General features: G+C 46.2%; 20 protein-coding genes and 1 riboswitch. Of the genes, 6 read left to right on the top strand and 14 right to left on the bottom strand.

Annotated elements, in window-relative coordinates; translation table 11 throughout:
• Nucleotides 1–2: 2 nt before the first annotated feature.
• The 3 genes from cas10 to cas6 are packed head-to-tail and all read right to left on the bottom strand — an operon-like array spanning nt 3 to nt 4,551.
• Nucleotides 3–2,156 carry a type III-A CRISPR-associated protein Cas10/Csm1 gene (cas10, locus tag T2812B_RS05225; protein ID WP_008194396.1) on the bottom strand — a complete coding sequence of 718 codons (2,154 nt, stop codon included), beginning with the start codon at nt 2,154–2,156 and terminating at the stop codon, nt 3–5.
• A 20-nt stretch (nt 2,157–2,176) separates the two neighbouring features.
• Nucleotides 2,177–3,790, bottom strand: coding sequence for a TM1812 family CRISPR-associated protein (locus tag T2812B_RS05220; RefSeq protein ID WP_008194394.1), 1,614 nt, complete (start codon nt 3,788–3,790; stop codon nt 2,177–2,179).
• 11 nt (nt 3,791–3,801) lie between these two features.
• Nucleotides 3,802–4,551, bottom strand: a complete 750-nt coding sequence (gene cas6, locus T2812B_RS05215) for a CRISPR-associated endoribonuclease Cas6 (RefSeq protein ID WP_008194392.1) — start codon at nt 4,549–4,551, stop codon at nt 3,802–3,804.
• Nucleotides 4,552–4,833: 282 nt separating this feature from the next.
• Here cas6 and T2812B_RS05210 point away from each other — a divergent pair, with 282 nt between their 5' ends.
• Both T2812B_RS05210 and T2812B_RS05205 read left to right on the top strand, forming a co-directional pair.
• On the top strand, nt 4,834–5,253 hold the full coding sequence (locus T2812B_RS05210; protein ID WP_008194389.1) for a ferredoxin family protein: 420 nt from the start codon (nt 4,834–4,836) through the stop codon (nt 5,251–5,253).
• Between the two features lie 14 nt (nt 5,254–5,267).
• On the top strand, nt 5,268–5,642 hold the full coding sequence (locus tag T2812B_RS05205) for a NifB/NifX family molybdenum-iron cluster-binding protein (RefSeq protein WP_008194387.1): 375 nt from the start codon (nt 5,268–5,270) through the stop codon (nt 5,640–5,642).
• Nucleotides 5,643–5,672: 30 nt separating this feature from the next.
• On the opposite strand, the gene T2812B_RS05200 is transcribed toward T2812B_RS05205, so the two are convergent.
• From T2812B_RS05200 to T2812B_RS05190, 3 genes are read right to left on the bottom strand one after another with little or no spacing between them, the layout of a single operon-like run.
• A complete protein-coding gene (locus T2812B_RS05200) occupies nt 5,673–8,270 on the bottom strand; it encodes a valine--tRNA ligase (RefSeq protein ID WP_008194385.1) in 2,598 nt (865 codons plus the stop codon).
• A gap of 31 nt (nt 8,271–8,301) precedes the next feature.
• Complete coding sequence (locus T2812B_RS05195) at nt 8,302–8,802, bottom strand: chromate transporter (protein ID WP_008194383.1); 501 nt, start codon at nt 8,800–8,802, stop codon at nt 8,302–8,304.
• 3 nt (nt 8,803–8,805) lie between these two features.
• Nucleotides 8,806–9,321, bottom strand: a complete 516-nt coding sequence (locus tag T2812B_RS05190; protein WP_008194381.1) for a chromate transporter — start codon at nt 9,319–9,321, stop codon at nt 8,806–8,808.
• A 112-nt stretch (nt 9,322–9,433) separates the two neighbouring features.
• Between T2812B_RS05190 and guaA the strand changes: the two genes are divergently transcribed.
• From guaA to hflC, 4 genes are read left to right on the top strand one after another with little or no spacing between them, the layout of a single operon-like run.
• Nucleotides 9,434–10,939 (top strand): glutamine-hydrolyzing GMP synthase, encoded by a 1,506-nt coding sequence (gene guaA / locus T2812B_RS05185; protein WP_008194380.1) that lies wholly within the window; start codon nt 9,434–9,436, stop codon nt 10,937–10,939.
• A gap of 4 nt (nt 10,940–10,943) precedes the next feature.
• A complete protein-coding gene (locus tag T2812B_RS05180) occupies nt 10,944–11,567 on the top strand; it encodes an N-glycosylase/DNA lyase (protein WP_008194378.1) in 624 nt (207 codons plus the stop codon).
• Nucleotides 11,568–11,578: 11 nt separating this feature from the next.
• Complete coding sequence (gene hflK, locus T2812B_RS05175; protein WP_008194376.1) at nt 11,579–12,505, top strand: FtsH protease activity modulator HflK; 927 nt, start codon at nt 11,579–11,581, stop codon at nt 12,503–12,505.
• Complete coding sequence (hflC, locus tag T2812B_RS05170; RefSeq protein WP_008194373.1) at nt 12,502–13,353, top strand: protease modulator HflC; 852 nt, start codon at nt 12,502–12,504, stop codon at nt 13,351–13,353. The genes hflK and hflC overlap by 4 nt, the downstream gene beginning before the upstream one ends.
• Nucleotides 13,354–13,365: 12 nt before the next feature.
• Here hflC and T2812B_RS05165 read toward each other — a convergent pair whose 3' ends face one another.
• From T2812B_RS05165 to tnpA, 8 genes are all read right to left on the bottom strand, one after another.
• On the bottom strand, nt 13,366–14,181 hold the full coding sequence (locus tag T2812B_RS05165) for a glycosyltransferase (RefSeq protein WP_081501958.1): 816 nt from the start codon (nt 14,179–14,181) through the stop codon (nt 13,366–13,368).
• Nucleotides 14,150–14,647, bottom strand: a complete 498-nt coding sequence (gene ribH, locus T2812B_RS05160) for a 6,7-dimethyl-8-ribityllumazine synthase (protein ID WP_008194369.1) — start codon at nt 14,645–14,647, stop codon at nt 14,150–14,152. Before ribH ends, T2812B_RS05165 begins: the two co-directional genes overlap by 32 nt.
• Nucleotides 14,644–15,810, bottom strand: a complete 1,167-nt coding sequence (locus tag T2812B_RS05155) for a bifunctional 3,4-dihydroxy-2-butanone-4-phosphate synthase/GTP cyclohydrolase II (protein WP_008194367.1) — start codon at nt 15,808–15,810, stop codon at nt 14,644–14,646. The genes ribH and T2812B_RS05155 overlap by 4 nt, the downstream gene beginning before the upstream one ends.
• Nucleotides 15,785–16,357, bottom strand: coding sequence for a riboflavin synthase (locus tag T2812B_RS05150; RefSeq protein ID WP_008194366.1), 573 nt, complete (start codon nt 16,355–16,357; stop codon nt 15,785–15,787). Before T2812B_RS05150 ends, T2812B_RS05155 begins: the two co-directional genes overlap by 26 nt.
• Nucleotides 16,342–17,388 carry a bifunctional diaminohydroxyphosphoribosylaminopyrimidine deaminase/5-amino-6-(5-phosphoribosylamino)uracil reductase RibD gene (ribD, locus tag T2812B_RS05145; protein ID WP_008194364.1) on the bottom strand — a complete coding sequence of 349 codons (1,047 nt, stop codon included), beginning with the start codon at nt 17,386–17,388 and terminating at the stop codon, nt 16,342–16,344. The genes T2812B_RS05150 and ribD overlap by 16 nt, the downstream gene beginning before the upstream one ends.
• Nucleotides 17,389–17,447: 59 nt before the next feature.
• Nucleotides 17,448–17,569: riboswitch (FMN riboswitch) on the bottom strand.
• Between the two features lie 67 nt (nt 17,570–17,636).
• Nucleotides 17,637–17,891 carry a GGDEF domain-containing protein gene (locus T2812B_RS05140; RefSeq protein WP_231556562.1) on the bottom strand — a complete coding sequence of 85 codons (255 nt, stop codon included), beginning with the start codon at nt 17,889–17,891 and terminating at the stop codon, nt 17,637–17,639.
• A gap of 47 nt (nt 17,892–17,938) precedes the next feature.
• Nucleotides 17,939–19,147: an RNA-guided endonuclease TnpB family protein gene (locus T2812B_RS05135; protein ID WP_008194360.1), complete on the bottom strand. Its 1,209-nt coding sequence runs from the start codon at nt 19,145–19,147 to the stop codon at nt 17,939–17,941.
• The gene (tnpA, locus tag T2812B_RS05130) at nt 19,132–19,521 is read right to left on the bottom strand and encodes an IS200/IS605 family transposase (RefSeq protein ID WP_008194358.1); all 390 of its coding nucleotides are present in this window, start codon (nt 19,519–19,521) and stop codon (nt 19,132–19,134) included. The genes T2812B_RS05135 and tnpA overlap by 16 nt, the downstream gene beginning before the upstream one ends.
• Nucleotides 19,522–19,555 lie beyond the last annotated feature (34 nt).

The following is a 19,555-nucleotide window of genomic DNA, read 5'->3' as shown; positions in this document are numbered from 1 at the left end:
CTTCAGCTTTTTCTTGCATGAAGATCCACAAACTGGAGGATTACATTCAAGGCGTTTTCACCGAGGTGATCTATGTTCTCTCTCATGAGATTTGCCACTCTTTTGTCTTCGTCTTTGTTCTCCCTTGCCTCTATGTAGGCGAGGAAGGCTTTGTTCAGAGGAGACTCTTCCCTTGTGAGATTCAAAGCCTTTCTGATGACACTTCTGTCCACTTTATCTGCTATTTCCTTCAGCTCTTGATAAAAGTTGTACATTTCGAAGAAGGTGTTCCACTTCACTGCATAGTAGCTTCTGTTCGAAAATGCTATGCTGTTCTTCCCGGATTTCTTGGCAGCGCTTTCGGCTCTTTCAGACATTTCTCTTATGAGGCTCATGCTTGTCTTTTCATCGGTGATCACGTATCCCGCAGAGAACGTCATGAAATCGTTCGTTGTGAATCTTCCAAACGCCTCTCTCAACTCTTTTGCCACATCCAGAACATCGTTCCATCCGCCAACCAAATAGAGATCGTCTCCACCGGAATAGATCACCATAACGTTCTTTCTTTCAACAATACTCTCTACTCTTTCTTTGAAGAAAAAGCTCATGAGCCTTGAGAGGGTGCTGTATCTGGAGAGGGTCTTTTTCTTTAAGCCTTTGAGAAAGATCTTTCCAAGGTTGTCAACGTCAACAAGGAGGCTCGCTATTTTTTTGCCAGGTGCTTTTTCTGCGATTTTCTCGAACTCCTGTTCTTTGAAATACGTCACCACCTGTATTCTTCTGACGTTCTTTTCCTTCTCTGAGAATTCGTATATCCTTCTCAACTTGTAGCTGAAACCCTCTCCCGGTTCTCTCGAGAAATCGAATTTTCTCTTAAAAATCTCGAACTTTCCATTCTTTCTTTCAGCAAGATACACGTGAGACTCTTCAAGAAGTTCTCTTCCAAGATCGTACATTTCCTTGCAGAAGTCACATGCAATTTCCTCTTCCCCTTCTCGAATGGAAAAGAGCCTGTCTACTCTGTTTCCACAGATTTTGCAGGTGTGGTTTCCCTTCTCCTGGATCAGATTCAAATCATCGGGGAAGATCGCTTCAAGGTCTTTTTCCGTGTACATTCTGTATTTTCTTTCGTTCAACTTTTCACCGATCTTCTTGAAAACCTTGGACATGTCTTCCACGTCTTTCACCGAAAATTCAACAGATTCGATCACAAGGTGGAGTGAAAGACCCCTATTTCTGAACCATTCGTTCAACTCGTTTCTGATCTCTTCGAGGGCTTTCTTCACCTTCTCCGTGTTGGAAAGGACGAGGTAGAAATGCCCTCCTCCTATGAAGTGAACGTTTGTCCTGTAAAAGCCTGTTTTATCAAGAATCTCATCCACAACGACTTCCTGGAGAATTTCTATGAAGAAACTCCTTCCTCTGTAGGATCTGAGAGCGCCTTTTGAAGAGACGTTGGCAATGAAGTTCTGTATCCCGGAGACATCTCCCCCAACAAGGAGGAAAGGTTTCACGTCGGAATTCTCAAAGTATGATTTCATCTCCTGGTAGGATTCGAATTTGAGGTCGTTTTCCTTTGCGTAGTCATAGAGCGAGAGAGCGAGCATAGCCGTGACCTTCAGATGGTCGTAGAGCGATATATCCATGTCTCCTTCCACTCTTGTTTCCTGAGGAATGAACGAGAAGTACTTGTAAGTGAGAAAATTCACATCATCTGGTGTGGGAGAAATCTTCTGAGCGTCTTCGACAAATCTCCTGTAGAGATCCTCGTAGGTTTTCTGATCTTCTTTCATATCCTTTACCGCTTCCACCACTTCGTTGGCTGGTTTTGCAGGAAAGTAAGTGACGTTTCTGGAAGATTCCCCCTCCGGGATCTTTGAGAGGAGGTTGTCCATTCTTCGAAGTTCTTCAAACTTCTGACCTTCAGTCATTCTTTCTTTGCTCGAGAGGTTGTCTGCGAAGCACACATACCAAACCTTTTCGTTTTCCAAACTTTTTTTCAGAAGATCCTTTTCATGATGGTAGTGAATGTAGTCCTGAATTACAGCGAATTTCTTCACTTTGTTTGTAAAATCGTATCCGGCAATCTGATGTCTTCTGTCATCCCCCGCCCTTCTTACGATCTTTCCTATGTCGTGCAGGAGAGCCCCAACGACAAGCTCTTCTCTGTCTTTCAAGGAAGATTCACCTCCTTTTCTCAATCAAGCTCCAGAATTTCACCCACCACAAAAGGATTTTGCTTTTGTTCTTCGTAAGTTCTCTTGTCCACAGCCAGGATAGTTTTTACTTTTCTTCCGTATCTAATTTGATTTTTGGTACGCTCGATAACGTACGTAAGAAAAGTGGTTCCACCTGTGAGATTGACGATCACTTCATCCACGTCAGAAAGATGTTCTTTGATTTCGGATACTACTCGATCTATTTCACTTACACCCATAAAAGGGTCTTCGAGAAGGATTACCCTAAATTCACCCTTGAATTCAGCTTTCTCCAGAATTTCTGAAAGAATAGCTTTTCCCTGTTTTGAAGTTATAACCAGGAGTAGATCAGGTGAAATTTTTTTCAGAACGGTGTATAAAGCACCTTTTGTCGTACCGAGAGGAGTGAGAAGAGCTCTTTTTCTGTTTCGCTGAGTTTTTCTCGCAGACTCCAGAAGTTGTTCCGGTGGGGTTTGAACAAGCACTTTCAGGTGATCTTCTATCTTTTTCAAGGAGGGAAGCTGGAGTTTGTTGAATCCGAAATGAGCAACATGATTTCTTGCCTGAAGGATGGTATCATAGCCAAACGTTGAAATGTTCACAGACTCTCTAACATTTCTATCCAAGAAGTCACTCTTCTCCCCTCCAGACATCAAATAGACATTTATAAGATATTCTCTTGCCAAACGAAGAGCCATACCTAAATCTCCTGTTTGAAGATAGAAATCCAGTAACTCTTTTTCAGATTCCAATTCTTTTTCGCTCAGTTCAAAATTCTCCGATTTAACATGTATAGCCCTGTATCTTTTTTCGATCCCATCTAAGAGAGCCGCAATCTCTGGAACAAAAACCTCCGTCTCCTCTCTTATTCTTGCCTTATTTCTATCAATAAAATTGAAGAAATTGGTTAAATTCTTCCTTATGGCTACTATGGATCCAAGACGTATAGAAGACGAAAGATCCTGAAGTTTTTGAGACATAGAACCAAGTAGCTTTGGTTTTTTCGAACTTTGACTTCTCCTGTATATTTCTTCATTTCTCTTTTTTATCAAATCAGCGAGTTCTTTCGCATATCCATACTCTTTGAACAATCGAACAGCATATATCCATGATGTAGCTTCAGTTAGTGGGGTCAAATCTTCGCACTCTGTTACTTTTGTTTCTTTATTGTACTTGCCGTAAACTACGCTCACATTAACATCTTTGGCCTCTTTAAGGTACAGGGCTACTACACTTGCCATCAATGGAATACTTCTGAACGAATGAGTAACATCCAGTATAACTCTGTCCCCTTCTTCCAGATTCTCTATAAGATTCTTTACTAGAAAGTTCATTAGGTCACCTGGGGGTAGCTCTTCTAATATTTCAAAATCTTTGTAAGGTACCTTTCTTGCCTCCAAAAATTTTATGCACTCGCTCCATTTTTCTTTCTCTTTTACCACTTTTGTCAGAAAGAATAACACTTCAACATGCTTCCCGATATGATTCAGATACTCAACTATTGCCAGAGGAAAGATTCTTTGTTGAACACAAAAACCCTCTTCAAAAACTACACAACTTTTTTCGTATTCACCTAAACCAAGAAAAGTAACCAGCTTGACTGTTTCACACATTTCATCACCCCTTATATATCTTTCTTCAACGCTACCATTCCGAATCCCATGCTGTTTTTCTCTCCAAAACCCGCTTCATAGCCGATCTCTACAAGCTTTTTCTCGCCCCTGATTTTGAACGGGAAAACCACGGCTCTGACGAACGCGTTTTTCAATTTGATCCTCTTGGTTATCCGCTGACGTGATTTGATGTAATCCCAATCGGGGATGACTTCAACAGTGCCTTCTGGATCTTTTCCGTAAAAAGCTCTGTACTTCTTCATAAGATTTTTTCTGAAAACTTCGTAGAACTCTTCCTCTCCCGGATGAAGATACCTGTGGTAAAGCTTTCCGTTGTTTTCTTCAGGTACACTGACCACAAGCGGTGACAGCATGATAAAGTGGTATTCCGACTGGTCAGGAAGAGAATTTTCGATGTCTATGGATCTCACGATGAACTCTGTTTTCCCTACCCTGATCACGGGATCTTCGGAGAGAGAAGAAAACAGGTACCTGACGAATTCAACTACTGGGGATGAGATGTACCACCATCCTTTTCCTGGAAATATGAAGATTTTCTCACCGCTGACTCTGGAATTTTCAAAGAAAAGCTGTGAAAAAGTGAAAAACTTGAACCTCTTCCCATAACCCTTCTCGTGAAGGAATCTGGCAAAGTTTTCATTCTGTGAAGCCAATCTCTTGTAGATGAAAGAAGAAAGAAAATAGTTGTAATTCAACGGAACAGTGCTTTCCATCGCCTGAAAAGAAACTTTCAATCTCATACTGTTTCCCCCTTGAATGTCTTTGTGATAATTTTATCATTAAAATTTTCTTTGCATACTATTCTTTTTTCTTTGAGTAGTCATTATCGATGATTTTTTTCTGATGTAATAGTCAAGAAAAATTCTCCAAACTCTGCGATTTTTTGTTTGACCAAATATATGCAAAAAGTATATAATTTCCCTGAGGTGAGAGTCGTGAGAAAGGTCTGTCAGTGCTGGTGGTGCGGGTATTGATACTCCCTCCCCTTACCACGAAGAAAAACAAAACTGGGAGGGAAGACTATGGCAGAGGCAAAGAACACTCCGTTGATTGGAAAGGATGCCCTTGGTCGAGAAGTTCGTGATCTTTCTAAAGTCCCATGGTGGGGCGTGGACAGGAAAGAAATAGAGTGGTACCCGACCATCGATTACGATAAATGTGTGACATGTGGAATCTGCTTTGTAACCTGCGGAAGACGAGTGTTCGACTTCGACAAAAAAGAGGGAAAAGTGATAGTGGCGCGTCCTTACAACTGTATGGTCGCGTGTCAGACGTGCATGAACCTTTGTCCGACAGGAGCGATAAGTTTCCCCGATGCTTCCTATATAAAAAAGCTGGTTGCGCAGAACAAAATTGTGAAGAAAGCCTTTGAGATAATAAAGCCTCTCCTGGCCGAAGATCATCTGTCACCAAAAGAAACGGAAACCAAACCCGAACCCTGAGAGGAGGTGAAACAATGATCATAGCCATTCCTGTCTCCGAAAACAGAGGAAAAGATTCTCCCATATCGGAACACTTCGGTAGAGCGCCGTATTTCGCATTCGTGAAGGTGGAGAACAACACAATAGCGGATATCAGTGTTGAAGAAAACCCTCTTGCACAGGATCATGTTCACGGTGCTGTCCCAAATTTTGTGAAAGAAAAAGGAGCAGAGCTGGTGATAGTGAGAGGTATCGGAAGAAGAGCCATCTCTACCTTCGAAGCCCTGGGTATAAAAGTGATAAGGGGTGCATCTGGAACGGTGGAAGAAGTGGTGAACCAGTATCTCTCAGGACAACTGGAAGATTCAGACTACGAAGTTCATGACCATCACCATCACGAACACCACTGAAAAACAAAGAGGGGCTTTGGCCCCTCTTTTTCATTCTAGATCTCTGAGGATGGATTCGAGCCTTGCGAGACGTTCCCTGTTGGCGTTGAGTTTTTCTTTCGTCTCTTCGACCACTTCCTCAGGTGCCTTTTCGACAAAGTCTTTGTTTGCGAGTTTCTTCTCCAGACGATCTATTTCTTTCTGGATCTTCTCCATGATCTGTTTCAATCTCTCTTTTTCCTTTTCGAAATCTATGAGCCCTCCGAGGTCCACGTAGGCCTCTATTTCCTCTTCAACGTAGGCTGTTGCAGTCTTCGGCGGTTTTTCGTTCACGAAACTGACTTCTTCTATGTTTCCGAGAGTCTTGAGAAGGAGCTCTTCTTCTTCCGTGATCTCATAGCCCTTGATGTACACCTTCACCCTCTGAGACTGCGGCAGATTCATCTCGGCTCTCACGTTCCTGACGCCGCGCACCATGTTCATGAGCCTGGTGAATTCCTTCTCCGCGGTTTCATCGATGAGTTCTCTTTCAACCTCTGTCCACTTCGCTATCGTTATGGATTCACCGGCCACGGGAAGTTTCTGCCAGAGCTCTTCTGTGAGGAACGGCATGAACGGGTGAAGGAGTCTCAAGGACGCATCCAGCACCTTCACAAGAACCGTCTGAACAAGGTTCCTCTCTTCGGTCTTCAACCTCGGCTTTGAAGCCTCTATGTACCAATCACAGAAATCATCCCAGAAGAAGTTGTAAATGGTCCTTGCTGCGATGTTGAAATCGTAGTTCTCGAGAGCGTTTGTGACCTCTTCCACCGTTTTGTTGAGTCTCGTGAGAATCCATTTGTCAACCGTCTTGAGGTTTTCGAGAGGTACCTCTTTGTAATCTTCAAGGTTCATCAAAACAAACCTCGTGGCGTTCCATATCTTGTTCGCGAACTTCTTGTAGGCATCGAAGTACCTCGGATCGAGTTTTATGTCCCTTCCCTGAGCGGCGAGTATTGCGAGGGTGAACCTCATCGGATCGGCACCGTACTCGTCTATCACCTCGAGAGGATCGATGCCGTTTCCGAGGGATTTGCTCATCTTCCTTCCGTATTTGTCCCTGACGAGCTGGTGAATGTAGACATGGCTGAAAGGCTTGTCGTTCATGAACTCGTATCCCATCATGATCATTCTCGCAACCCAGAAGAAGATGATGTCAAAGCCCGTGACGAGAAGGTCAGTTGGGTAGTACCTCTTAAGGTCTTCGGTTTCTTCGGGCCAGCCGAGGGTCGAGAACGGCCAGAGGGCAGAGGAGAACCAGGTGTCGAGCACGTCTTCGTCCTGTTTCAGATTCGTGGAGCCGCACTTTTCACACTTTTCCACGTCTTCTTCGGAGACGTTCAGATGGCCGCAGTCCTGACAGTACCAGACGGGAATCCTGTGGCCCCACCAGAGCTGTCTGGAGATACACCAGTCCCTGATTTCGTACATCCAGTTCAGATAGACCTTCGTCCATCTCTCCGGGAAGAACCTTATCTCTCCATTTTCTACGGCCTCAATAGCTCTTTTGGCAAGTGGTTTTGTAGAAACGAACCACTGGTCAGAAAGCTTCGGTTCTATCACCGTGTCACATCTGTAGCAGTGCCCAACAGAATGAGTGTAGTCCTCTATCTTGACGAGAAAGCCCTGTTCTTCAAGATCTTTCACTATTCTTTCTCTCGCTTCATACCTGTCCAGTCCCTTGTATTTTCCACCGTTTTCGTTTATCCTCGCGTTGTCATCGAAGATTTCTATCATTGGAAGATTGTGTCTTTGAGCTATGAGATAGTCGTTCGGGTCGTGCGCGGGGGTTACCTTCACCGCACCCGTTCCGAACTTCGGGTCAACGTACTTGTCCGCAACAACGGGTATTTCTCTTCCAACTAGCGGAAGAATGAGCGTCTTACCGACGAAGTCTTTGTATCTTTCATCCTCCGGGTGAACGGCGACAGCCGTGTCACCGAGCATCGTCTCGGGTCTTGTGGTTGCCACAACGATGTACTCATCGGAGTCTTTGACGGGGTATTTCACGTAGTAGAGTTTGGACTTGTGTTCCTTGTGTTCGACTTCCTCGTCTGAGAGCACCGTTTTACACCTTGGACACCAGTTCACTATGTACTTTCCTCTGTATATCAGACCCTTCCTGTAGAGCTCAACGAACACCTTCCTTACGGCTCTGCTGAGCCCCTCGTCCAGTGTGAACCTCTCCCTTGTCCAGTCCACCGAAGCTCCAAGAGCCTTTATCTGTTCTCTTATTTCCCTCCTGTATTTGTTAGCCCACTCCCAGGTGATCTCGAGGAACTTTTCTCTTCCGATTTCTTCCCTCGTCTTTCCCTGTGTTTGAAGGAGGAACTTTTCCACCGCGTTCTGCGTAGCGATACCCGCGTGGTCTTCTCCGGGTACCCAGAGGACATCGTACCCTTTCATTCTCTTGTATCTGACCACGATATCCTGGAGAGTTATGTTCAGAGCGTGCCCCATGTGGATCCTTCCGGTGATGTTTGGAGGCGGTATCACAATGGAGAATTTCTCTCCGACACCTTTCGGTGTGAAGTAGCCCTTTTCTTCCCAGTATCTGTACCATTTGGTCTCTATCTCAGCTGGATTGTATCTCGTCGAGAGTTCTGCCACTCTCAGCACCTCCTTTTCCTGTGATATTTTATCAGAAACCGAGGATCGCTCCGATCACTCCACACCCAAAAATGATGAAAAGAGGGTGCACCTTGAAGAAAGAACACACAAAAGCGGCAGCAGAAAGCAGGATCAACATAGGATTCTGAACGGAACTGAGAAGCGAAAGAAGAGTCACGATCAAAAGGGTTGTGGTAACCCCTTCGAGCGCTTTCATCAACCTCACTCTCTGAAGCTTCACGTATTTTCTGAGGAAAATAGCAGCGGTGATAACCAGAATGGGAGCCCCAAGGAAGGCGAGCGTGTTCAACACAGCACCTATCAGACCAAAAAATTTGTATCCCGTGTAAGTTGCCAGGTTTATCGCAACGGGACCTGGAGTCATCTGAGCAATCGAAACCGCCTGAGAGAACTCCTCAGGAGAGAGAAAGCCACCGGTGACGAGTTCGTTTTTGAGTATTCCAACGATCGCCCATCCACCGCCAAAAGAAAGAAAACCGATCTTCAGAAAGATGAAGGCGAGTTTCAGCAAGGTTCATACCTCCTTCAGGTACAGAAGCAGAACGAGCAAAATGACCACCGGAATCACGAGGGATCCATTGAGAAGCAGAACAAAAACCGCTACTCCTATCATGACGGCTCTGTAGAGATTCCAGCGCTGGTTTCTCACGAGCCGGTACAGAACACTCCCTACAAGTCCGATTATGGAAGCGTAAGCACCTCTCAGAAAACTTCGAACGTAACTGATCCCTGAGAGAGTGCGTATCACTTCTGCAACCGCAACTATGGCAAAAAACGGTGGTAGCACAACGGCCACGCCAGAGGCGATCGCACCGTAGATACCTCCGATTCTCCTTCCCACAAGCACCGCAGTGTTGAAGGCGATAGGACCCGGTACCACCTGAGCTGTGCTCACGATACGAAAGAATTCTTTCTCCGTCAAAAGGCCGGATCTTTCCAGCTCCCATTTCATCACGGGAATCATGGCGTATCCTCCACCTATGGTGAGGGCGGAGATCCTCAAGAAAAGGAAGAACAGTCTTCCAATCAAATTCGATCCCTCCTGAACTTCGATTTTAGAACTTTTTCCTTCAACTCAAATTTCCATTGAGTTAAATCTGAATATGATTTAATAGTATCAAAAGAAACCGGGAGGGATCGAGTTGGTACTCGTCGTGGATTATGGCTCTCAGTACTCCAGACTCATAACAAGAAGGATCAGAGAAAACGAGGTCTATTCCGAAGTGGTCTTCCCCGATGATAAGGTGGATCTTTCGAAAGTAGACACCGTGATCCTCTCCGGTGGTCCAAGAAGCGTTTATGAAGAGGACGCCCCAAAGCTTCCAGAGTGGTTCCACGAATACAAAGGTCCAGTACTCGCTATTTGTTATGGAATGCAGCTGATCGTGAAAGAACTAGGAGGAGAGGTCAAGAGAGGACGAGGGGAGTACGGAAGAACTCTCGTGGAGCTCTCGAAGGACCCAATATTCGAAGGAATTCCGGAGAAGGTTCACGTCTGGATGAGCCACGGTGATGAGGTGGTGAGGCTTCCGGAAGGGTTCCACCCGATCGCCGTGTCCGAAACGGGTGTGATCGCCGCTGCCACAGATGGAAAAAGGTTCTGGCTGCTCCAGTTCCACCCGGAAGTGCACCACACCGAATACGGTGATCGTATGATTTCCAATTTCCTCTTCAATGTGTGTAAACTCGAGAAAAACTGGAAGATAGGAGACCTCGTGGAAGAGAAAATAAGACACATCAAAGAGACAATAGGGAACAAAAAAGCGATCCTCGCGCTTTCTGGAGGAGTAGATTCTTCCGTTGCAGCGGTCCTCGTGCACAGAGCGATAGGAAAGAACCTCGTGTGTGTCTTCGTGGACCACGGCCTTCTCAGAAAGAACGAGCGAGAAGAAGTGGAGAGGGTCTTCAAGGAGCACTTCGACATGAATCTGGTGGTTGTGGATGCCAGGAAGAGATTTCTCGAAAAACTCAGAGGAGTCACGGATCCGGAGAAGAAGAGGAAGATCATAGGAGAAGAATTCATACGAGTGTTCGAAGAGGAAGCGAAAAAACACGATGTGGAATTTCTTGTTCAGGGAACGATCTATTCAGACGTCATAGAAAGCGCCGCATCCGGAAAGACGACTGCGAAGATAAAGAGCCACCACAACGTGGGTGGTCTTCCAGAGAAGATGAACCTGAAACTGGTAGAACCCCTCAGAGACCTCTTCAAAGACGAGGTGAGAAAAGTAGGAAAGTATCTCGGCATACCGGACAGGATCATAAACAGGCATCCGTTCCCCGGTCCTGGACTCGCCGTGAGGGTGCTGGGAGAGGTCACGGAAGAAAAGCTCGAAATCCTGAGAGAAGCGGACTACATATTCATAGAAACTCTCAGAAAGCATGATTACTACGATAAAGTGTGGCAGGCGTTTGCAGTTCTTCTTCCTATAAAAAGCGTAGGTGTGAAGGGTGACGCGAGGGCGTATGAGTACGTGGTGGCGCTTCGAGCCGTGAACAGCGTGGAGGGGATGACCGCAGACTGGTCCAGAATTCCGCATGATATACTGGACGAGGCAGCAAGAAGGATCACAAGAGAAGTGAAAGGTGTCGGCAGAGTGGTCTACGATATAACTTCAAAACCGCCTGCAACTATAGAGTGGGAGTGAAAACTTGGAAAAACTGCTGAAAGAACTCGAAAGGATACGAGAGGAAGCAAAACCGCTCGTTGAACATCGGTTCGAAGAGTTCAAAAGATTGGGCGAAGAAGGAACAGAAGAGGATCTCTTCTGTGAACTCTCTTTCTGTGTTCTCACAGCCAACTGGAGTGCAGAAGGTGGAATTAGAGCGCAGAAAGAAATCGGAAAGGGCTTTGTGCATCTTCCGCTTGAGGAACTCGCGGAGAAACTGAGAGAGGTTGGACACAGGTATCCTCAAAAGAGAGCCGAGTTCATAGTAGAAAACAGAAAACTGCTGGGAAAGTTGAAGAACCTTGTGAAGGGTGATCCTTTTCAATCCAGAGAGTTTCTCGTAAGAAACGCAAAGGGAATCGGCTGGAAAGAGGCGAGCCACTTTCTCAGAAACACCGGTGTGGAAGACCTCGCTATTTTGGATAAACACGTTCTGAGACTCATGAAAAGACACGGCCTGATTCAGGAGATACCAAAAGGATGGAGTAAGAAAAGATATCTCTACGTGGAAGAGATCCTCAGAAAAGTCGCCGAAGCGTTTGGAGAATCTCCCGGGAAGTTCGATCTCTACCTGTGGTACCTTGTGAAGGGGAAGGTAGATAAATAGGGGGTGATGGAGTGCGAAAATACGTGTGGATAGTCGTTTTCATCGTGCTGGGAATCTACTTTCTCATCGGTGTGTATCAGGTAGGACCCTCCGAAGTCGCTCTTCTCAAGACTTTTGGAAGATTCACCTCGGTCGTTCCTTCAGGAATCCATTACCACCTGCCGTATCCGATTCAGTCTCATGTGACCGTCGACGTCACAACTGTGAGAAAGATCGAAATAGGATTCAGAAGCATTCAGCGAGGGGAGAGGATCTCTTACCAATCGGTTCCTCAAGAAGCCATAATGATCACAGGAGACAACAACCTCGTGAGTGTGGAAGCGGTGGTTCAGTACAGAGTGAAAGATCCCGTCGCTTACGCCTTCAACATCACAGAAGCGGATTCTATCGTGAGATTCACAACAGAATCTGTTCTTCGTGAGAAGGTGGCGATGAGAAGCATCGACGATGTTCTCACCACAGGAAGAGATGAAATAGGATTCGAAACTGCCCGGATGCTCCAGGAGATTCTCGATTCCTACAACTGCGGTATAAAGGTGGAAAACGTTTATCTCCAGGAAGTGGTCCCGCCAGATCCCGTTGTTGACGCCTTCGACGATGTGAACAACGCTCGTCAGGACAAAGAACGTCTCATAAACGAGGCAAGAAAATACGCCAACGACGTTGTTCCAAAAGCCCAGGGACAGGCACAAGAGATACTGAGACAGGCAGAGGCCTACGCTCAGGAAGTTTATCTGAAAGCGCTCGGCGAAGCGAAAAGATTCGAAGAGGTGCTGGAAGAATACTCAAAGGCTCCTGATATCACGAGAAAACGAATGCTCCTCGACGCTCTCCAATCTTTGCTTGAAAAATCCGAAAACAAGGTTTTCTTTGTGGGAAACGGTGATTCTCTGAACATCCTCAACATTTCCGACCTTTTGAAGGGGATGGGAAAATGAAAATCTGGATGCTTTCTCTTCTGATCATTCTGATCGTGGTGGGTGCGATCCTTCTTTTCTCTTCTTTTTACGTCCTGGATCAGACACAGCAAGCGGTGGTTCTGAGGTTCGGAAAGATCGTTGCAGTAGAAACGGAACCTGGGCTTCACTTCAAACAGCCGTTCGTTGATAATGTGGTGAGATTCGATAAAAGAATCCTCCTCTACGATATAGAACCAGAAAAGATCATAGCCGCCGACAAGAAAACACTCGTGATAGACACGTACGTTCTCTGGAGGATAAAAGATGCGGAAGCGTTCATAAAATCACTGAAGAGCGTGAAGCTCGCTCTTCCAAGAATCGACGATGTGGTTTACTCACACGTGAGGAACATCTTCGCAAAAGCGAACTTCGACGAGATCATCTCCGAGAAGAGAGAAGACCTTTTGAGGGAAGTCACGGCTCTTTCAAGAGAAGATCTGAAGGACTTCGGCATAGAAGTGGTCGATGTGAGGGTGAAGCACGCCGACCTCCCCGCTGAGAACGAAAAGGCCGTGTACGAAAGAATGAAAGCGGAAAGATACAGCATCGCTGCACAGATCAGGGCTGAAGGTGAGAAAGAGGCAAGAAAGATACGTGCGGAAGCCGACAAAACAGCGAAGGTTCTGATCGCGGAAGCTCAAAGCAAAGCAGAGCAAATCAAGGGAACCGGAGAAGCAAGCGCGGTGAAGATCTACGCGGAGGTGTTTTCAAAAGACAAGGACTTCTACGAATTCTGGAGAACGATGGAGGTTTACAGATCCATCGAGAAAGGAATTCTCATAATTGGAGACGAACTCGATGCACTGAAATACCTCAAAACGAAGTGAGGGAGAGTTCCCTCACTTCATTTTCAGAAAGTTACTCACGCTGAAGAGCATTCTGAACATCCATATGTTGAACTTGTTTACCCTGTTCTTTCCGGGGCCGTAACCGAAATCTTTCACCGGTCTGAGAAATCTGTATCTCCCAGCGTTGTGAATGATGGGAATGAGCTCACCATTTTCGAGATAGAACTTCGAATCTTTCACGTAGAATTTTTCTCGGGCCGTTGAAGGGATGAAGTTGTACTTCGAAGGAAGTTCCACGTGAGGGCTCTTGTAGATCACGTAGTTTCCAATGACGGTATCTCCACCCCAGACGTTTATGTTTTTCAGACGTCTCTCCATTGTTCTTGCGAACTCGAGGAAACCTTCCCTTGGTGCTATTATCACACCCACGTTGAAGAGCTTTTTGTTTGAAAGAAAAGACTTTATCTCCTTTCCATTCACAAGGTCTTCTTCCTTCACCACGAGATCAATGGGTGGACTCAACTGCTCCACAACCGCTCGAAAAGCATCTCTGTGTTCCTCGAATAGGTGCGAGATGTCACTCTGGAAGATGATGTCTCCGCCATCACAAAACAGGATCTGATCGTACTCAGGATGATTCTCAAGAAAAATGGCAAGATTGATGAAACGCGTGTTGTTTATGAGTCCAGAACGCTCCACCGCTGGAAAGTTGATGATCTCTTCAGGAAGTCCTGTGAGACCGTAGTTTATGACGAGAACGTCCGTTTTGCTCAGATCCACATTTTCCTTCAGAGATCTGTACCAGTCGTTCACCAGAAAGTCCCTTATTCTGTCGTTACCTGCCGTTGCTATCAGATTCAAAAACATCCCTCCTAAGTCTCTTTCTGAGATTTGCCATTTCGATTGCTACCATCGCTGCTTCAAAACCTTTGTTTCCACTCTTTGCTCCGGCTCTGTTGAGGGCCTGCTCAAGAGTGTCCGTGGTGAGAACGCCGAAAATAATAGGAATATCAGAGGTCATGTTGAACTGCGCCACTGATTTACCTATCTCGTTCGCCACCACGTTGAAGTGGTACGTCTCTCCCCTTATCACAGCACCGAGAACGATTATAGCATCATGCACACCGAGATCGAGGAGTCTCTTGAGCGTGTATATCGCTTCCATACTTCCCGGAATTCTCACAACCGTTATGTTCTCGTCTGAGACACCGTGTCTTTTCAGCCCATCGAGCGCTCCCTCGAGGAGTTTCGAAGTGACAAGGTCGTTGAACCTCGGAACGACTACGGCTATCTTCAAACCTTCTCCTCTGTAGTCTCCCTGAACAACCTTCATGAATTCACCTCCCTGAAGATTTCTTCGAGTTCGTGTCCGAGTTTTTTCATTTTTGTCGAAAGATAGAACCTGTTGTGAGGTGTTACTCTTCCGTACAGTCTCTTCGTTTCGACAACTTCGATCCCGTATTTTTCAAGACCAACCGTCTTTCTTTGGTTGTTGGTGAAGAGAAGAACCCTTTCGATGCCAAGGGCTTTCAAGATCTGCACCGCCGGTGCGTAATCTCTTTCGTCTTCAGAAAAACCAAGAACTCTGTTTGCCTCCACCGTGTCTAAACCTTCGTCCTGAAGGGAATAGGCTGCAATTTTGTTCGAAAGACCGATTCCTCTCCCTTCCTGTCTCAAATAGATCAGGATACCTCCGTGAGCTGACATGTATCTGAGAAAATTCGCCAGCTGTGAACCGCAGTCACACCTCAAAGAAGAGAGAACATCCCCGGTCACGCATTCGGAGTGTATTCTCACAGCAACGGGTTCTTCGAGAGGTTCCTTAACGATTGCGAAGTGTTCTTTGCCATCGAGGTGGTTTTCGAAAGAAACAACCTTGAAGACACCGAAATCCGTTGGAAGTGCCGCCTCGGCTTTTTTCTTCATGAGAAGCTTTCTCTTCACAAATTCACGCCAGACATCGTCCATCTCCAGAACGGGGAGGGAAAATTTTTCTGAGAGCTTCAAAACATAATCCAAATTGTGAGAATTTCCCTTCTCATCCAGAATTTCCACGATCACCGCGTGACGGCTGAAACCTGCGAGCTCAGAAATTTCCAGAGATGCCTCCGTGTGGCCTTTTCGTCTCTGAAAACCGACTCCTCCTATCACCGTGACGTGACCCGGGTATCTGAACTCATGAAAATACCTGCCTTCTGCCAACTTTCTGCACGTTTCTGCCCTCTCCAACGCTGAAATCCCCGTGCCAGTGCCCCAGTCCACCGGCAAGAAGTAGTTCGCTCCGTAGTTTGAGGAAAGTTTTACGAACCCTCTCTTCAAAAGATCTTCCTCGTCGGCTGTAACACAGAAGAGTCCCTTTCCATATGTAACGAAAAAGCTCACAACGTCTTCGGTGATCAGTTGAGCGGGAAAAACGAAATCCGCTTCGTTCTCTCTGTTTCTATCGATCAAAATGACGGGCTTCCCTTTCTCAAAAACCTCTCTCAGTTCTTCCACGGTCTATCACCCCTTTCAGGTAGCGAGCGATGATATCGATCTCGTAGTTAACGGGATCTCCGGGCACCAGATACTGGAGATTTGTGTTCTCGAACGTGTGTGGAATCACCTGAACACTGAACGTATCCAGAGAAGTTTCAACGACGGTGAGGCTGATACCGTTCAATGCGATAGAACCCTTCGGAACGATCGCCCATCTTTCCGCCGGCATCGAAAAGAACATGAAATAGCTGTTTCCGCGCCTTTCCATTCCGACAAACCTGACGGTACCGTCCACATGGCCTGTTACCAGGTGTCCTTCAACTCTGCCGCCGAGAACCAGAGATTTTTCAAGATTGTAAAAACGAGAAACGAAAAGATTGGTTCTACTCCTCGTTTCCTCACCCACATCGAACCAGTATTCTTCTTCTGAAAGCCCAGAGACAGTCAGACACACACCGTTCACCGCTATACTCTCTCCCAGTTTCACTTCCCACGTTCTTTTGAAGAAGATCCTCTCTCCTCTGATGTACCCTCTTTCCACCTTCTGAACTATTCCCGTGAACACGGTCTCATCTCCACCAAAAATTCCGAATCGGAAAACTCCACATCCACCACTTTGAACTTCGGAGGAACCGAAACATCTGACAGATAACAGGAGAAGACATCAAGCCCCTTTCCGAAAATCTTCGTCGAATAAAAACCAAAAACCACGTCTGCGTGATCTAAAAATTCGCTGAACACCTTCGATCCACCCTCCACCAAGACAGAATCGATACCCCTTTCGTACAGATTTCTCAATATACTCTCCACAGAACAATCGTTCAGAACCTTTTCCACATGTGGTGGATATTCCGCCTCTTCACTTTCTGTGAAAACGATCACCCGAGCGTTTTCTTCGAACACTCTGAACACTTTCCCACTCAAAACACCCTTTCTGTCGAGGATCACCCTCACAGGATTTCTGCCTTCTTTCAGTCTGCAGGTTAGCTGAGGATTGTCTTTCAAAACCGTTCCAGCACCGACGAGAACAGCGGAGTAGATGTTTCTCATCTCGTGAACCTTGAATCTGAACTTGCTTGTGATCCACTTGGAATCTCCCCTGTGATCAGCTATTTTCCCATCTAAGGTGGACGCGTACTTCAGCGCAACGAACGGCCTTTTCTTTGTCACATAAGTGATGAAAAACTCACACAGCTTTTTCACCTCTTCTTCCAAAACACCTTCTATCACTTCGATTCCGTGATTTCTGAGTTTTTCCACACCGTTTCCCGAAATTGGATTCGGATCCCTTGTTCCGATCACAACTGTTTTTATTCCACTTTCTATGATCAGATCCGTACATGGAGGTGTCTTTCCATGATGATCACAGGGTTCAAGGGTAACTATGAGAGTTGCACCCCGTAAATCTTCTCCTTTCTTTCTTGCACTTTCTATTGCCATCCTTTCAGCGTGCGGACCTCCAAAATAGGGATGAAACCCCTCCGCGATTATCCTGCCGTCTTTCACAACGACCGCACCAACTGGTGGGTTGGGATTCACCCTTCCAAGTCCTTTCTTTGCAAGCTCTATTGCCCTTCTCATGAAAGTTTCATACATACAACACCCTCCTTGTGTAAAAGAAAAGGGACCCTCTCGGGTCCCATATAATCTCCACATCACGCTCTCTCCCATCCGGACTTTCACCGTCGGCCCCGGAATTCCACCGGGTCAACCCTCCTGAGAGGGCTCGCGGGCTTTCACCGCCGGTCGGGAATTCCACCCTGCCCCGAGAGCGTTTCTTTTGTATTCAGTTTTCTCCATTCTATCAAGGATTTATTTCCAGAAGGTGAACAGATCTTTTAACTTCATCTGCCGATCACTCTGTTTTTTCCACGCTGTTTTGCCAGATAGAGGTTGTCGTCTGCTTCTTTGAGAAGATCGTCTATTGTCTCATGATCTTTCATTTCGCAAACACCGATACTCACGGTTACATTCAAGCCGTTTTCAAAGACTTCTTTCTCGATCTTCGTCCTGATTCTCTCAGCGAGGCTCACCACTTCGTTCAACTTCGTTTCAGGACAGAGGATCAAAAACTCTTCTCCACCCCACCTCGCAATCACTTGACCTCCTCCCAATCCCCTGAAGGGGATGGGATTCTTGGTGGCTCTCAGGCCACCTTCCATGGAGCCAAAGATGCTCCATGGCCACAGAGGTGTGGATGAAACCTCACACCTCTGGCGGGGGCCAAGCCCGCTACTACCTGGCCTGTGCCAGGATACCTTTTCCAGATGTTGATTGCTCCAACTCCGTCCCTGTGATACTCAAAACCGCAGGCTTTGCAGTGGTATCTTCTTCCGTTCGGATTGTTCTTTGCACCACAGACAGGGCACGTCTTGCTCGTGTTCGCTTCTGAGATGAGCTTTACTTTGATTCCGAACTGCTCTGCTTTGTACCTTATCATCTCGATGAGTTTTCTGAACTGCCACTGGTGGATCTTCTGGTTCGCGTTGTCGCTGTAGTCCGCTCTTTCTCTGATCCCTGTGACGTCTCCTATCACGATGGTTCTGATTTGCTTTCTGAGGCACAGTCCGATGAAGTTACTTGTGATCTTGTGCATGATGTCGTTGATCTGGTTTCTGAGCCGTCTCAGGACTCTTTTCTTTGCACGAACAAGCTTGTTGTACCTTCTTGATCCCTTCTTGCACTCTGCTATGGCAGACTGAAAACTTGCAAGGCGTTTGTTTCGATAGCGAAGAACACTGCTGAGGACTCCTCCGTGGTAGCTGATGACTTCTTTTCCATCAAAGCACGTAATGGGACGGAGCACTCCAAGGTCGACCGCCATAACACCAGAGCCAGCATTCTTCTCTTCAATCTCCACCTCTATCGCAAGGTGGAGATAGTATCCATCTTCAAAGACAAGTCTTGTCTGTTTGATGCGAAGGGGAGGTTTGAGAGGTGTTTGTACAACAAATGGTTCTCGTTCTTTGCCCAAAGACAATCTCAGGGTGCCGTCTGGCAGAAGTTTTACAGCGCTTTCTTTCCATATGAACGGCAGATAGCGTTTTTTCTTGTAGGGAGGTTTTGCATCTGGATTCTTTTTGGTTGCTTTGAAGTACCCTTTGAGGGCTTGAAAGTAGAGCTGAACAAATGCCTGCTTTGAGTGGACGTGGATTTTGATGTTTTCTGCCCAGCGGAGGATGTATTTGTCTGCGGTGGGCCAGGACAGCCAGAAGCCTTTCTTTTGGTGTATCTTTTGCACGAGAGACATCGTTTTGTTGTAGATTCTTGCTGCTGTGCGGTTGAGTTCTTCGCATATTTGATTCAAATGTCCTGGTACAGCGAGTTTGTAGGTTCGTATCACACGTCTTGACATTCCTCGATGTACCTCCTGATAGTTTCTTCAGAAACATTACCGGCTGTTCCAACGTAGTAACTTCGAGCCCAAAGGCCCTCTTTGGTTCTAAGCTCTGGAAATTTCTCCAGCAGTTTCCTCGCTGAAACACCCTTGAATAGGTTTGCTATCTCAGCCGGTGAAAATCTTGGAGGCGCCGATACAAACAAATGAACATGATCAGGCTGAATAGAGAGGGCCAGTATTTCTATTCCGTGTTGTTTTGCTGTGTTGCGGAGTATTCGTTCAAGTTCTTCAGCTATGGAGCCGACCAGGATTTTTCTGCGGTATTTAGGTATCCACGCAAAATGATAGTTCAGATTATAATGACTCCACCTTGTCTTCTTGATATGCATACCTATCACCCCATTCAATTATATCATAAGATAA

The sequence above is a fragment of the Thermotoga sp. 2812B genome (genome assembly GCF_000789335.1).
Classification (GTDB): Bacteria; Thermotogota; Thermotogae; order Thermotogales; family Thermotogaceae; genus Thermotoga; species Thermotoga maritima.
The sequence above is the reverse complement of the archived record's forward strand: the minus strand, read 5'-3'. Positions and strand labels throughout refer to the sequence as shown.